The following is a 15166-nucleotide window of genomic DNA, read 5'->3' as shown; positions in this document are numbered from 1 at the left end:
AAGTACTTACCCTTGATAACAAAAATAAATATACTTTAATTTGGACAGGTGAAATGATTGAAGAATTTAATAATTTAAATCCTGATTTTATTATGTCATCTGGAAAACATGGTAGATTTTTTGAAAATATTTATATACCAGAAATACTAAATTCTAAGGATATTGATTTATACCACATACCTCAAAATGGGATGGGACTTCCCTTTGGATACGAAAATTTAAATTATGTAGTTACAATCCATGATTTAATTCCATATATAATGCCTCAAACTGTAGGTCCTGGTTATTTAAAACGCTTCCTTAGAGATATGCCAAATATAATAGAAAACTCCTCTGGAATACTTACTGTTTCTGAATTTTCTAAAAGAGATATCTTAAGGTTTTTTAAAGGATACCCTGAGGATAAAATATTCGTAACTCCTTTGGCTACTTCTGAAATTTATAAGCCTTTACCTAAAGATACAAGCCTTAAGATAGTTCAAGACAAGTTTAACTTTGATTCTTCATATCTTTTATATGTTGGCGGGTTTAGTTCTAGGAAAAATGTAAAAGGACTTATAGATGCCTTTTTAAAAGCTAAAGGTAGCTTTAGTAAAAAGATGAAACTTTTAATAGTAGGCTCTTTAAAAGACGATGGCTTAAATTTATTTAAATACGTAGAATCTCTTAATATAGATGATATTATCTTTACTGGATATATAGAAGATTCAGTTTTACCTACTCTTTATAGTGGTGCTACTGCCTTTGTATATCCTTCATACTATGAGGGGTTTGGTTTACCTCCTCTTGAAGCTATGAGCTGTAAGACTCCTGTTATAACTTCTAACGTAACATCAATACCAGAAGTTACAGAGGATTCTTCTATATTAATTGAACCTTCTGATATATTAAACCTTTCTAGTAGTATTTTTGAAATAGTTGAAAATGAAAAATTAAGATTTGATATAGCTGAAAAAGGGTATAAAAGAAGCCTCCAATTTTCTTGGAGGCAAACTGCAAATAAAACTATATCCGCTTATAGTGAAATATATAAGAGTTTAGATATTATTTAGTTTCTTTTATTTCTTTTAATTCTGGAGCCTTTTCTAATATATTACTTAATATTACGAAAGGGCTCTTTTTATAGAAGTTTTTAACTTCTTTTTCTATATCAGAATTTCTGTAAGTATAAATATAGCTTGAGAAAATATCTCCTTTTAAAGTATACTTTAAAGAATCTTCTGTATCGTTAGTTAAATAGATAATGAATTCTTTAGCTAAATTATTCTTTTTATAGTCTTTATTAAAAGCTATAATATTATATCCATTTCTAACAAAAAATCTATTTCCTGAAACTTCTGTTGAAGGTGCAGAGTTTGTAGTCCACTTGCACTTAACACTTAAATCTTCGATTTCGTTAATTACATCTATAGAGTTTATTCTTCCTACAAAGCCAGTTTCTTCATTTAAACTTAAAATGTTATCTTTTTTAAGCTTTTCTAAGAATTTATTAGACTCTTCTTTTGCTTTTTTAAAATCATTAGTTTTTTCTAAGTTTTGCATGAAAACTAAAATCTCTAAATACTTGTAATCACTTCCTGTAGCGTTTAAAGCTTTAATTTTACCGTCACTTTTTTTGTAGATATCTTTTCCCATATCTATAACTTCATCCCATGTTTTTATATCTTCAAAAGAATAACCATATTCTTTTAATAAATCTTCTCTTAAATATAAAGCTAATGGGTATGATTCAAAAGGAACTCCTTTATATGAATTTTCTTTATATACTCCTTGAAGAGACCTTTTTGAAAAGTTCATTTTATAGGTTTTAATTACATCTGAAAAATCTAAAAGATCAACTTTTTCTTTTAAAAGTTCATCTATTTTTTCGCTATACGCTAAAGCTATATCATTAGTTTTTCCTTTTGATATATCTTTTTCTAACTCTTTATCGTAGTTAGAATCCTTAACTGAATTTATCTTAATATTTACCTTCGGGTTTTCTTTCATAAATTTTTCAGATACGCTATTTATATATTCATAATTAGAATCATTTACTAAAATATTAAGTTCTCCAGATAAAGTATTTTTATTATATTTATCAAAGAAAAATATAATAAGAAGCCCTATTATTATAGATACAATTATAGTAACTACAACCTTTAATTTTAATCTCATAACATCATCCCTTATGTAATATTTCTGTCTTGTTTATATAAATTATACTTAAAATAACAGCACTAAATCCACATATTAATTTAACTAAAATATATATACCTATTATATCTTTAGCTTCTCCTGAAACAAAGCCTAACTGACCTCCTAAAGAGTAAGCACCACCTACTGAAAAAGCGCTACATATAATCTTTCCCTTATCATCTAATTTATCAAAATTAACAAAAACTATTATAGCAGATGCAAAGCTTCCTAAAAATGCAGCTATAGAATCATTATTTACTCCAAATCTTTTTCCTAATCTATCTAAAGGTCCTTTTAAGATATTTTTTAAGATTTGAAGCATAACGTAAGCTCCGCCTAAAAATATAGCAATCCCACCTACTATTTTTATAGACTCATCTAAAGGCATAAGACCTTTTATAATTTCTATTCCTGTTATGCTTTTTATACCAACAAAAACAAAGCCTATAATGCTTAATGTAACTATTCCTCTTCCTATAAAGGTAAATACTTTTAATACTAAACCCTTAAAAAACACTATCAAAAAACAAATTATTATAGATAAAATTATTATAGGAATAGTATTAATTATTACAGTTTTAAAAGGTATTTTAAGCATAACACCACCTATTATAATTCCTATTGGAATAGTTATTATTCCAAAGAGCATTCCTATAGTCAAAAACTCCATATGTTCTCTCTTTACTATCCCTAAAGCAAGGGGTAAAGTAAAACTTAATGTGCACCCTAAAATCGATGCTATAAGAATCCCTGAAAACTCAGCCATACTTTGGTTTAAACTTATGCTTTCTGCTATATTAAACCCTCCCATATCTACAGCTATTATACTTGATGTAAATATAGATGGGTCTAAATTAAGCTTTGAAGCTAAAGGAACTAAATACTTATTTAAAACATCTACTATTATAGGAGTTAACGATATAATTCCAACCATAGATATAGCTAGAGGGCCCATATTTTTTACGCCCTCTTCAAAATGCACACCTAAGTTAAATTTATTTAAGAAAATATAATCTATAGCCCCAATAGTAAAGCATATAGCTACTACATATAAGATAAAATTCTCCATCCCTAAAAATCCCCCGTTATTCTTGCAAGTTTACTACTTCCTCTATATCATTTTCATCGTGAACTAAATTCTTTATCCATTTTTTAGACCTTATTCTAAAGAAACATGCTATTCCTTTAACTATTTCTTCAAAGGTACAAAGTGCATAAACTAAATACACAGGTAAGTTAAATACGAAAGCTCCAAGTATAGCTAAAGGAACTCCTATACACCACATAGTTAAACCTTCAATAGCAAAGGATACCTTAGCATCTCCGCCACCTCTTAAAACTCCAACTATAGCTATTATGTTATAAACTCTAATAACCATAACTAATGAAGATACATAAAGTATAGCTTTAGCCCAATCTTTAACTTGATCTGAAACATCGTAGATTCCAACAACAGCATTTGCAGATACTGAAAGTAGTATAGCAACTGCAGCTCCTACTAAACAGCCAAGCAGTATAGAGTTGTTTCCATATTCCATAGCCTTTTTATTATCACCTCTACCTACTTGATTTCCTACCATAACGAGTGCTGCATTACCAACCCCAAATATTATTACCATAAATAGATTGTTTATAGTTGTTGCTATTTGAACTGAAGCTATAGCCCCTGTTCCTATTCTTCCATAAATAACGTTATACATTACAGAACCAAATCCCCAGCACGCTTCATTTAAAACTACTGGTATAACAGTGTTTATTATTCTTTTTACAAACTTAAAGTCAAATGCTAAAAGCTCTTTTAAGTTTCCAGCTAGCGGACTCTTTGAATAGTAAATATAAGAAACCATTATTAAAAATTCTAATATTCTAGCTACCAAAGTTGCATACGCAGCTCCCTTAACTCCCATCTCTGGTGCGCCTAAATTACCAAATATTAAAACCCAATTTAAAAATGTATTTGTAAGTAATGCTATTGAACTTGCAACCATAGGTACAACAGTTTTTTCAACGCATCTAGATGCTATGCTATAGTTAAAACTTATAGCAGTGAATACATAACTTAAACTTACAATAACAAGGTAGTCAGAGCCTAATTTAATTACTCTGCTATCTGTATTAAATAATCCGATTATACTGTTTGGCATAACCCTTGCAAAAAACGTAAAAATAATTCCTATTATAAGCGCTGATACTATACCAACGCCTACAAGTTTTCTTATGCTTTTTATGTCTCTCTTCCCATAATATTGAGAAACAAAAATCCCTATACCACTAAACAGTCCCATTATAATTATATTAAGTAAGAAAAAGTATTGGTTTGCTATTCCAACAGATGCAATTTCTGTTTCACCAAGCTTTCCAATCATCATCGTATCAATTATATTAAGTGATGATGTTATAAAATTTTGAATTATAATTGGAATTGCTATAAAAAACACTTTATTTAAAAATGCTTTCTCCATTTTTATTTTCATAAGTTTAAATATCCCCCTAATCTTTTATTAATTTTTCGTATAATAGGCAACTCCTATACTTACAAGTCCTATTATAGGACCAATTGACTCTATTAATACGTTTGTTTCTAAACCATGTTCTTTTAATTTAGCTTCTATATTTTGTTTTAGAGCTATCCCTTCATCTTCGCAGTTTATATGGTGAATTGTAATTTCACCTAGTCCCTTTTCTAACATATCTTCTATAACTTTATTAGATACAGCTTCAACTGCTCTTTTTTTAGTTCTAACTTTCGAATATATAGTGGTTTTACCATCTTCAACAGTTAATATTGGAGTGATTTTTAATAACCCTCCTAAAAGCGCCTGTGCTCCCCCTATTCTTCCACCTTTTTTAAGGTATTTTAAAGTTTCAGGTAAAAATAAGAATCTACTCTTACTTAGAGTATCATTTGCTTTTAAAACAACATCCTGAATATCTTTTCCCTTTTTTGCTTCTCTTGCAGCGACTATAGCACCATATCCCATCTGCATACAGTTTGTTCTAGAGTCTATAATTTCAATTTCTGCTTCAGGATACTCTTCTAAAACCATCTCTTTTATCATATTTGCTGTTTGGTATGTCCCGCTCATCTCACTTGACATAAATATCCCAACTATTTTATCTCCATTAGAAACTTTATTTTTAAAAATTTCTAAAACTTCTGATATAGCAGGTTGTGAAGAAGTTGGTATTTCACCTGTCTCTTCTAGCTTTTTATAAAAGTCTTCATTTTTTATATCTACTTCTCTGTAGCTTTCCCCATTAAAAATTACATTTAAAGATACAACTTCTATGTCTAGTTCTTCTTTAATTTCCTTAGGTATATAACTTGTACTATCTGTTATTATTTTTACGCTCATTTTATATCCTCCTAGATTATTTTCATATATCTAATGAATAATTATAACATATTACAACTAAAAAAAATAAGAGCTAAATAACATAAAATGCTATTTAGCTCAAGTGATTAAAATTTATATTTATATATCTATTAAGCTTTTTTATTTTTCAAAATACCAAGCAAATTGTGGTAAATGATCTTTGTGAGCTTCTAAAAGCTCATCTAAAAGAGTCTTAGCCATCTTTTCAGAAGGTATTAAAGGATTTAAACATAATGCCATAAGAGCTTTATGATAATCTCCTTCAACAGCTGCTTCTACGCAAAGCATTTCGAAAGATTTTATAGTTTGAACTAATCCATTAACAGCTAGAGGTAATTTACCCATAGCTAAAGGTTTTGGACCGTCCTTTGTAATTACACAAGAAACTTCTACAGCTGAATTATCATCTATTCCAGTTATTGCTCCGTTATTTCTAACGTCAACTGGTTGAATATCTTTTAAATCATTGTAGATTGAATAAATTAATCTACAAGCTGCATCTGAATAATATGCACCGCCTCTTTTTTCTAATTGAGGTGGTTTAACATCAAGATTTTCATCTTTATATAATTCAAATAAGTCATCTTCTAATCTTTTAACTACTTCTGCTCTAGTTTCGCCTTTAGAGAATTCTTTTAATTCGTCTTCAAGCATTTCTGAAGTTTGATAGTAGTATCTATGATAAGGACAAGGCATCATTCCTAATGATTTTATGAAATCTGCATCCCATCCAAAATCTTTAACATTTTTAACTATTGAACCTAATTTACCTTGTGCTATAGAATCTATAACTTTATCAGTTACATCTTCTCCGTCAACGTATATGTTTTTACCAAATACCATGTGATTTAATCCAAAGAAATCAAATCTAACTTTTGAATGGTCAACATCAAGCATATCTGCTGCTGCTTTTTCCATTCCTATTGGTACGTTACAAAGTCCTATTACCTTTTTATTTTTACCATATCTTAATAAAGCTTCTGTTACCATTCCCGCTGGGTTTGAGAAGTTTATTAAAAATGCATTAGGGCATAGTTCTTGCATATCTTTATCTATATCTAAAATAACTGGAATAGTTCTTAATGCTTTAAACATTCCTCCAGCACCATTAGTTTCTTGCCCTATAACACCGTGACTTAAAGGAATTCTCTCATCTTTAATTCTTGCATCTAAAAGACCAACTCTTATTTGAGTAGTTACAAAATCTGCATCCTTTAAAGCTTCTCTTCTATCTAGTGTTAAATGTATCTCCATAGGAACTCCAGCTTTTTTAACCATTCTTTTTGCTAAGTTTCCTACGATTTCAAGCTTATGTTTTCCTTCTTCTATATCTACTAGCCAAAGCTCCCTAACTGGTAGCTTATCATATCTCTTTATAAATCCTTCTACTAATTCTGGAGTATAACTTGACCCTCCACCAATAGTTACGATTTTAATTCCTTCTTTTTTCATATTAAAAACGCTCCTCTACATACCTTCTGTAAATTTTTCTAATTGTGCTAGTATAGGCTATGGTCCCATACCCCACAGCCTACAAATTTATCTTCTATTAAGATTACTTTTTAAGTTTAAATCCGAATTTTTGCCATGGTTCTATCATGTCAATTAAGAATAGTTCGTCCTCTACTACTCTTCCTACTACATTTGTCTTACCACTATTTTTCATTTCTTTTCTTGCTAATTGTAATTCCCCTGCATATCTTGTATATAGATCTGACTCTATCAAGACATCCCCTTTAACCATATCGATTTCGTTATTGTTAGGTGTGAATTCTTCACCCTTATATTTAACTCTACTTTGAGTTGATCTTATAACATAGTCTGAACAATCTCCTCTATTAAAGTGGAACTCGTCTAAAACTATTTTCTTTTGAAGTTCTGGAACTCCTTCATTAAATTCCATGCTAAGTTCAAGCATTTCTTTATTTACTTCGCTTAATGCTTTAAGCTCTTCTTCTGATGCAAAACAATTAGCTATGATTACATCATCAATTAATCCTGTTGCAAATAAATGTTTAGCTTGTACGTCTATTGGAAGATTTCTGTGTTCTTCAAGAGTACATAATCCTTCACTTACAGGCCAAGGTCCAAACTCAGCTGAAGGTGCATTAACAAATGCAGCAGTTTTAATTCCTAAATCTTTAAATTGTTTGCTACATTTTATGAAATGATCATATCCAAGTCCAGTATAAACATGTGGATAGAAGTTGTGACAACCATATAAGTTTTCTAAGTTTGGCTTATATGACATTATGTTATCTACATATTTAGTTCCATTACTTACGTTAAGTTCAATTTTTAATCCGTACTTATTGAATGTCATAATTGACTCTTCATTTCCTGCAAATCCCATATCTAATCTTATTCCGCTTAAGCCCATATCCTTAAACATCTTTAAATCATAGATAGTTGCACCTAAGTTATTAAAAACTGAAGGGTCTAAATCTGCTATAACTTCCATTCCATGCTTGTTTGCTACATCAAGCATAATTTTAAATTCTTCTACTATTTCCTCTGTTGACTTTCCTTCTGCTGATAATAAACATGTGAATATCCTCTCGAACCCATATTTAGCTGCAAGTTCAATATACTCAACTACTCTGTCCATTGAGCAGTGGTTTGGATATACTGATATACCTAATCTTTTCATTACTTACGTCCTCCAATACACTCATTTAACTAACTTTATCTATTTTCTCTTTTATAAATATAAAAGGCTCCTTTAGCTGCTGATACATCATCAGAAACAAAAGCTTCCACATTTATATTTTCGTTTAAATAACCCTCAAACGTTTCTCTAAATATCTTAGATTTTCTAATTACGCCTCCAACAAGACCTACTTTACATGAATCAAACTGTAGCTTTTTAAATACCCTTTCACAAGCTTTTGCAAGTTCAATTCCTTCATATACTAAGATTTCTTTAGCCTTTTCGTCTCCATTTTCTGCATGAATAGAAACAAGAGAAGCCATTTTTGCAATCTCATCTTTAGTAGATGAATAAATAAAGCCAATAATCTCATCTACATCATTTAAATCTAATTTATCTAATATATCTTGTGATAATTTACTTCTTTCAAATCCAAAGTCATTTTCTTCTATCATTCTTTTAAAGGCAGCTATTGAAATTCTATATGCACTACCTTCGTCACCTAAAAGGTGACCCCATCCACCGCATCTAGCTTGTTTGTTACCACTTACGCCAAAAGCAGTTGAACCTGTTCCTGCTATAACTAATATTCCGTCTTCTCCACCTAGTAATGCTTTAAGGGCTAAATCACCATCATTCATAACTATTGAATCCATACCAAATTTAGTTTTTATTTCTTTATAGATAATTTCTGCATTGTCACTTACTTCTGACCCTGCAATTCCAAGATATAGACCCTTAAGCCCATCTTTTCCAAGTTCCTCTATAATTTCTCCTATAGCATCCGTAATATTTTTTAAGCCCTCTTCTTTACCACTAACTAAGTTACCAAATCCAGTAAGTGAAGTTTTTAGGACTTCTCCATCTAGGTTATACGCAACAGCTTCAGTTTTAGTACCTCCACCATCTACACCTATTATATATTCCATAGATCAATCTCCTCTTGCTTAAAAATAATAGTCAATGAACTCTAATGATTTCATTAGAGTTCATTTGTGTCCTATAATAAATGTTAAGTACTATAAATTTATTTATCTAATAATTTTAAAGCGTGATCTAAAACTTTTTTACCATTCATTGTTCCGTAATCTACAGTGTTGATTACATCTACTGGAATTCCCATTGGCTCATATTTAGCTTTCATTTTGTTAGCTAAGAATCTAACTTGTGGTCCTAATAATAATACATCCATTTCACTTTCGTGGTTTTTAACGTCAGCTTCTGAATATGCATTTATCATACACTCAACTCCAGCTTCCTTAGCTGCTGCTTCCATTTTAGTTACTAAAAGACTTGTTGACATTCCTGCTGAACAACATAATAATATTTTTTTCATATTTAATTCCCCCTTAGCGGTAATTTATTTTAATTTTATTTTATTTTCACTTTACACTATTTATATATAGCAACTTGCATGCCACATTATGACTAAAAGATATTTTTTTATAAAAAATTCTATATTTGGCTCTATTGTTAGCTTTTCTTTTAAATCACCATGTAATTATTTACACTATTATCCTTACACAGTTTCAAATTATAAAAATACACACTAAATAGCAAAATACACAGTTTTATTTTTTTACACACTAATAGCATTTTTTAAAAACATCGTTGCTATATAAGCTAAATCGTCATCATCCATTTTTATATCATAATTAATTTCAATATTTCTAAAGCTCTGCCTTAATAAAATAAACTCCTTTGAGTGATTATCTCTAAATTCATTTAACCCTTTAAACTTTTTCCTATCTTCTTTTGAAAGTATTTTTTCAATTAGAAAACTAAGATGCATTATTATCCCTATAGATACTTCATGTGAAACCTTTATATTTAATCTCTCTTGTATTTCTAAAATTGCGCGCCTTATATATTTAACTAAAACTTTCCCATCTAATTTTTTTAAACCTATACTTAAAGAATCTGTTATCTTTATAAATTCCTCTTCTTTATCTATATAATCACTTAATAATAATATCCCACTTCCTTTTAATATTTCTTTCGCTTCTATAAAAGGAATGTCTATTACATTCATATTTAAAGTACCAACTATAGCGAGTACGTTATAATCATTTTTTAGCCTTTCTAATTTTCTTAAAAATTCTTCTCTATCTAATATATCTAAAGGTTTAATTCTAATATTTTTAATAGATAATTTTTTTAATATTATTTCTTTTAATTTAACTGCTGAACCTTCACCTGTAAAACAAGTTGTAATAACTATATTTTCTCTCTTTCCTTTAATTAAATTATTATTTAAATAGTTAACCTTAGTAGCTTCGATTGAAGAGGAATATACTTCATCTAGACTCCTACCTTTAATAGCTCTTCGACCAGCTTCAATAACAACTAAAGTGCTTACCATATCAACAGTTTTTATAGGAACATCAATTTCTTCCATAATCATAGTAGAAAAATTAGTTAAAGAACCCATATCAACTAAAAGAAGTACTCCCTTACCTCTATCTATTTCTTTTATCTTATTTAACACAACTAAATACATTTCTTCTGCTTTCATAGTAAGTGGCATATCTAAAGCATAAACAAATTTTTCTCCTAAAAATTTGTTTGATACTTCTACCATGCTAGTTGCTGTAGAATTTCCGTGCATAACAACTAAAACAGAAACCTTTTCTTCCCTCCATTTTATTTCTGATTCTGATTTAGCTGAAAGAAACATAGTTAAATAACCTATTTCATCTAAAGGTATATGAATTTTAAATTTAGATTCTATTTCTTCTGTAAGTTCCATAGAAACTAAAAATTCTTCCATATATCTAACTCTTATATTATTTAACTTTGGGTTATAAATCTTTTGTCCTGACTTTATTCTTTCAATGCTCCCTTGCATATGAAGCGCTAACCCGTAGTAAACATTATCTTCATATAACCTATCTAGCCTTTTAGAAGCTTTATCTAATATATTTTTTACAACTATCAAAACTTCTTTATCTACTATTTTAATTATTTCTTCAAGTTTTATATCTTCTGATAGTTCGTTTATATATTTATTAAAATACCTATCTATATCTATATTTATAATCTTACTTATATCTTTTTCGCTCATTCCTTCGCTTTTAAGGGCTTTTATCTTTTCTTCAATTATGTCATAAAAGTATTTTGAAGATTTTTTGTTATCTATCTCTTTTATAATAGGTTCATCACTATATGAGAAAATTAAAGTTTCCCCCATATTTTTCAAAAGACTCTCTATTTCATCCCTATATTTTTGAAATTTTAATATCCCGTTATTTATCCTTTTATTTAAATCAGAGCCATCAATAATTATAAATTTATTTTCATTTGATTTATATTTTAAAAATGCCTTTGCACAAGCTAGCTGTATATCACTTTTAAGTTGCCCTATATTATAAGGACATTCATACAATAAAAATGAGATTAAAGCATTTCTATTAAAATAAATGTTTTCTTTAAGTCTCCCTGATTCTTCTTTTATAAAATTCTCTAAAAGATAGTATCTTTCTGTTATATTCCTATCTTTAAGAGGTGGAAGCGTTATAGTCATAGGAATCCTTCTAGTAAACGTTTTAAGTAGATATGATTCTGGGTTTTCAGTAGTCGCTACTATAAGCTGAACATCAGCCCTAACTGGATTTCCAGTATCACCTAAAGGTCTAAATATCCCCTTATCTATAAACGTAAATAGCATCTCTTGCCCTTGAGGAGACAATCTATGTATTTCATCTAAAAATAAAACGCCTGAATCTGCCTTTTTTAATAATCCATCCCTATCTTTATCTGCACCAGTATACGCCCCTCTCTTTACTCCAAAGATCTGAGCCATTACAAGTTGCGGATTATCAGCATAATCAGCACAATTAAACCTTATAAACTTTGAATCTTCTTTTAATAATCCTAAATCTTTTGAAAACTTGTACATAAGTTCTGCAAACATAGATTTACCAACCCCAGTTTCTCCAAGTAAAATAGTATGAAGTCCCCTAGGTGGATAAAGCATAGCTGCTTTTGCTTGCTGGATAGGTATAGATAAACTGTGGCTTGCACCAACTAAATTATCTAAGCTATTATTTAAGATATTATCTTTAAGCTTAGTTTCTATTTCCTTTTCTGATATTTTTTCATTAGATTTTTCTAAATAATATCTAACTGGTCTTCCTTCTCTTTTTAATATCTTTTTTTCTTTATGCAAAATATTTAAATATCTTGATATATTTGCTCTATCAAGATTTAAATATTCGCTTATTTCGTAAGTAGTTATCCCTTCTCTATTATCCTTTGTTAATATCTCTAACGTTTCATAAATTTTATCTACCTTGCCCATACACCCTCCAAAGTAAATATTTTTAAATAATTATACTATATTTTACATAAAATTCCTATTGCGTATAAAAAAAAAGCGAGACATAAGTCCCGCTTTAAATTATTTTTCTTTAGGAGTTTCTGATGTTAGTGTAACGTCAGTGTTTAATTTTTTACCGTCACGTACTACTTCAATACTAACTTTGTCTCCTTCTTTTTTAGTGTCTTTTATATCTTTTAACTCGTCAAAAGTTTTTATTTTCTTTCCATCAAATCCTATGATTACGTCTCCTGGTTTGATTCCTGCTTTTTCAGCTGGTGAGAAAGCTTCAACTTCTGAAACATATATACCTTGAGGTAGATTTATTTCTTTTGAAAGGTCTTTGTTTATTTCACGAACCTTGATACCTATGTTTAAGATTGGCTTTGATAAAACATCTAGCTTTTCTTTAACTTCGTTTATAGGAATTGCAAATCCCATTCCTTCAGCTTCTCCTGCAAGTTTTAATGTGTTTATTCCTATAACTTGACCTTGTGAGTTTACTAAAGGACCACCGCTGTTACCTGGGTTTATAGCTGTATCAGTTTGAATTAAGTTAAGTTGTTTTCCTGAACTTGTTTCAACTGTTCTACCTACAGCACTTACAACACCTTTAGTAACTGTACTTGCAAAGTTCTTTGAAAGAGGAGTTCCTATCGCTATAACATCTTCACCTGGTTTTACATCTTCTGAATTTCCAAGTTCAGCAACTGCTGGAACCTTTACTCCGTTTTCTAATTTAAGCATAGCAACGTCTTGAGTTTCGTCGTAGTTAACTACACTTGCGTTAACTTCTTTTCCTGTGCTTAAAGTTACTTTAACTTCTTTTGCACCTTTTATAACGTGGTAGTTAGTTAATATATAACCTTCTTCATTTATAATAAAACCTGAACCTATTCCTTCAACTTCTTCTGGTATAAATCCGTTAGCTAATTGTAAGCTCTTTGTTGATACTACAACTACTGCTGGCGCTACCTTTTGGTATGCTTCTTGAGTTGTTAGCGCTTCACCTTGTTTAAAGCTAGGATTCTGCTCGTAAGTAAAATTACCGTCAGCTTTTCCTACTAAAAAGTAAGTTGCACCTGCACCTATAAGTCCTGAAAGTAAAGATACTACAATTACTCCTGCAATTATTCCTCCGTATCCTTTTTTCTTCTTTTTAGGTTTTTCTTCTTTTATAGGTTCAAAATCTACTGTTGTATAGTCTTTGTTTTCTTCCATATCCATGGTTAAAACCTCCCATTTAATTACTATGCTCAAATTATATCTATATATTGTGACAAATATATGTCATAAACTAGAAATTTTCAAAAAATAATACCAAGATTTATTAAAACCTCGGTATTAATTTATCCTCTATTTAGTTATTCCCGTTATTTTTTCTTTCTATTCTACGGGCACTATCTACTACTCTACTTAAAGCTTTTAAAATTGACTCTTCGTTATTCATAGAAGTGAAACCTCCACTATAAGAAGTTTTATATTGGTTAGTTAAATCACTAGAACCTAGCTTAGCTAAAGGATTATTATCATCACCACTTATAATATATAAAGGTACATCTTTAAACATTCCGTCAGTTTGGCTGTTACTTTTTCCTGATTTAATCATACTTGTCTCGTTTGATATCGCCTGTCTGTATGCGCTTTGATTTTTTTGCCAAGAGTAGTTATATTTTTCGTAATCATATTTTAATTTATCTTCATAATTATTAAATTTAGTAGCTAGTCCTAACTTATCTAAAGTCCAAGTTAAAAATATGTTTGAACCAAATGACTGAACCTTTTTATAAAATGAATCAAAAAACTTAATGTCATCTGACATAGTTTTTTCATCTAAAGGATCTACTAAAACTACTCCTTTTACTAAGTCTGGATATTTTTTAGCAAAGTTTGTCATAACTAAACTACCATATTCTTCTCCAACTAATATGTATGGTCCTTGCGCTGCTGCTTTTCTTAATATGTCTTTTAATTGAGTTGCTTGTGCTTCTGGAGTTAATGCATCTCCTCCGTCACTAAATCCATATCCTCGTCTATCATATACGAAAGTTTTTACTCCAAGTTCTTTTGAGGTTTTTTCTGCAATTTCTGTCCACTCTGAAGATCCCCCACCGATACTTCCATCAAAAATCACAGTAAAATCACCAGCTCCGCCTTGCTTATACTCAATTCTTTTTCCATCAAGTCTTGTGTAATTTATCCTTGAACCTATCTTTTCGTTTCCTACGAAATTATAGGCCATTTGAAGTAAAAATCCAACTCCAAATACAGCTAATAAAATTATAGCTATATACTTTAATAATACTAACTTTGAAAGCTTCTCTCTCATATTAACTTTGTGGAAGCTATTTGATTCAGGTAATAATTTCATTTCCCCACCCCTACGTATTCTATAGCTTTAAATTAGGTTTAGCATTTAAATCTAAAGGAGAAGTTTCCCCTTTTATAAATCTAAAGTAAGCTGCACTTCCAATCATAGCTGCATTATCTGTACAAAGAATAGGACTTGGGAATAATATTTTTATTCCTTTTTTATCACCCTCTTCTAATAGTGCCTCCCTTAGCGCTGAGTTAGATGCAACTCCACCTGCTATAGCTATTTTATCTAAATTTTTAGTTTCACAAGTTTTAAAAACATTACTT

The 15166-nt window shown here is 29.8% G+C and carries 12 protein-coding genes and 1 pseudogene; 1 reads left to right on the top strand and 12 read right to left on the bottom strand.

Annotation, left to right across the window (positions count from 1 at the left end; all coding sequences use genetic code 11):
• Nucleotides 1-1052, top strand: a 1052-nt coding sequence (locus M4I33_RS14725; protein WP_257917534.1) for a glycosyltransferase family 1 protein, incomplete at its 5' end; no start/stop codon positions are given.
• Here M4I33_RS14725 and M4I33_RS14720 read toward each other — a convergent pair.
• The 12 genes and pseudogenes from M4I33_RS14720 to M4I33_RS14665 form a co-directional block, all read right to left on the bottom strand.
• Complete coding sequence (locus M4I33_RS14720; RefSeq protein ID WP_257917533.1) at nucleotides 1045-2157, bottom strand: ABC transporter substrate-binding protein; 1113 nt, start codon at nucleotides 2155-2157, stop codon at nucleotides 1045-1047. The genes M4I33_RS14725 and M4I33_RS14720 overlap by 8 nt on opposite strands.
• A gap of 4 nt (nucleotides 2158-2161) precedes the next feature.
• Nucleotides 2162-3247, bottom strand: a complete 1086-nt coding sequence (gene eutH, locus M4I33_RS14715) for an ethanolamine utilization protein EutH (RefSeq protein WP_257917532.1) — start codon at nucleotides 3245-3247, stop codon at nucleotides 2162-2164.
• 16 nt (nucleotides 3248-3263) lie between these two features.
• Nucleotides 3264-4652 carry an MATE family efflux transporter gene (locus M4I33_RS14710; RefSeq protein WP_257917531.1) on the bottom strand — a complete coding sequence of 463 codons (1389 nt, stop codon included), beginning with the start codon at nucleotides 4650-4652 and terminating at the stop codon, nucleotides 3264-3266.
• Between the two features lie 27 nt (nucleotides 4653-4679).
• Complete coding sequence (locus M4I33_RS14705) at nucleotides 4680-5534, bottom strand: DegV family protein (RefSeq protein ID WP_257917530.1); 855 nt, start codon at nucleotides 5532-5534, stop codon at nucleotides 4680-4682.
• Between the two features lie 141 nt (nucleotides 5535-5675).
• Entirely contained in the window at nucleotides 5676-7007 is a 1332-nt protein-coding gene (locus M4I33_RS14700) for a 6-phospho-beta-glucosidase (RefSeq protein WP_194192478.1), read from the bottom strand.
• 103 nt (nucleotides 7008-7110) lie between these two features.
• A complete protein-coding gene (locus M4I33_RS14695) occupies nucleotides 7111-8205 on the bottom strand; it encodes a DUF871 domain-containing protein (RefSeq protein ID WP_257917529.1) in 1095 nt (364 codons plus the stop codon).
• Nucleotides 8206-8240: 35 nt separating this feature from the next.
• The gene (locus tag M4I33_RS14690) at nucleotides 8241-9134 is read right to left on the bottom strand and encodes an N-acetylglucosamine kinase (protein ID WP_257917528.1); all 894 of its coding nucleotides are present in this window, start codon (nucleotides 9132-9134) and stop codon (nucleotides 8241-8243) included.
• Nucleotides 9135-9232: 98 nt separating this feature from the next.
• Nucleotides 9233-9541 (bottom strand): PTS sugar transporter subunit IIB, encoded by a 309-nt coding sequence (locus M4I33_RS14685; protein ID WP_257917527.1) that lies wholly within the window; start codon nucleotides 9539-9541, stop codon nucleotides 9233-9235.
• 243 nt (nucleotides 9542-9784) lie between these two features.
• Entirely contained in the window at nucleotides 9785-12505 is a 2721-nt protein-coding gene (locus M4I33_RS14680) for a sigma 54-interacting transcriptional regulator (protein ID WP_257917526.1), read from the bottom strand.
• Nucleotides 12506-12604: 99 nt separating this feature from the next.
• Nucleotides 12605-13750, bottom strand: a complete 1146-nt coding sequence (locus M4I33_RS14675; RefSeq protein WP_374707716.1) for a S1C family serine protease — start codon at nucleotides 13748-13750, stop codon at nucleotides 12605-12607.
• A 133-nt stretch (nucleotides 13751-13883) separates the two neighbouring features.
• Nucleotides 13884-14894, bottom strand: a complete 1011-nt coding sequence (locus M4I33_RS14670) for an alpha/beta hydrolase (protein ID WP_257917525.1) — start codon at nucleotides 14892-14894, stop codon at nucleotides 13884-13886.
• A gap of 19 nt (nucleotides 14895-14913) precedes the next feature.
• Nucleotides 14914-15166, bottom strand: a pseudogene (locus M4I33_RS14665) (tRNA (adenosine(37)-N6)-threonylcarbamoyltransferase complex transferase subunit TsaD); the annotation flags it as partial.

This window comes from Clostridium sp. LY3-2 (genome assembly GCF_024705715.1).
GTDB lineage: Bacteria > Bacillota > Clostridia > Clostridiales > Clostridiaceae > Clostridium.
This window is presented reverse-complemented; position numbering and strand designations above follow the sequence as displayed.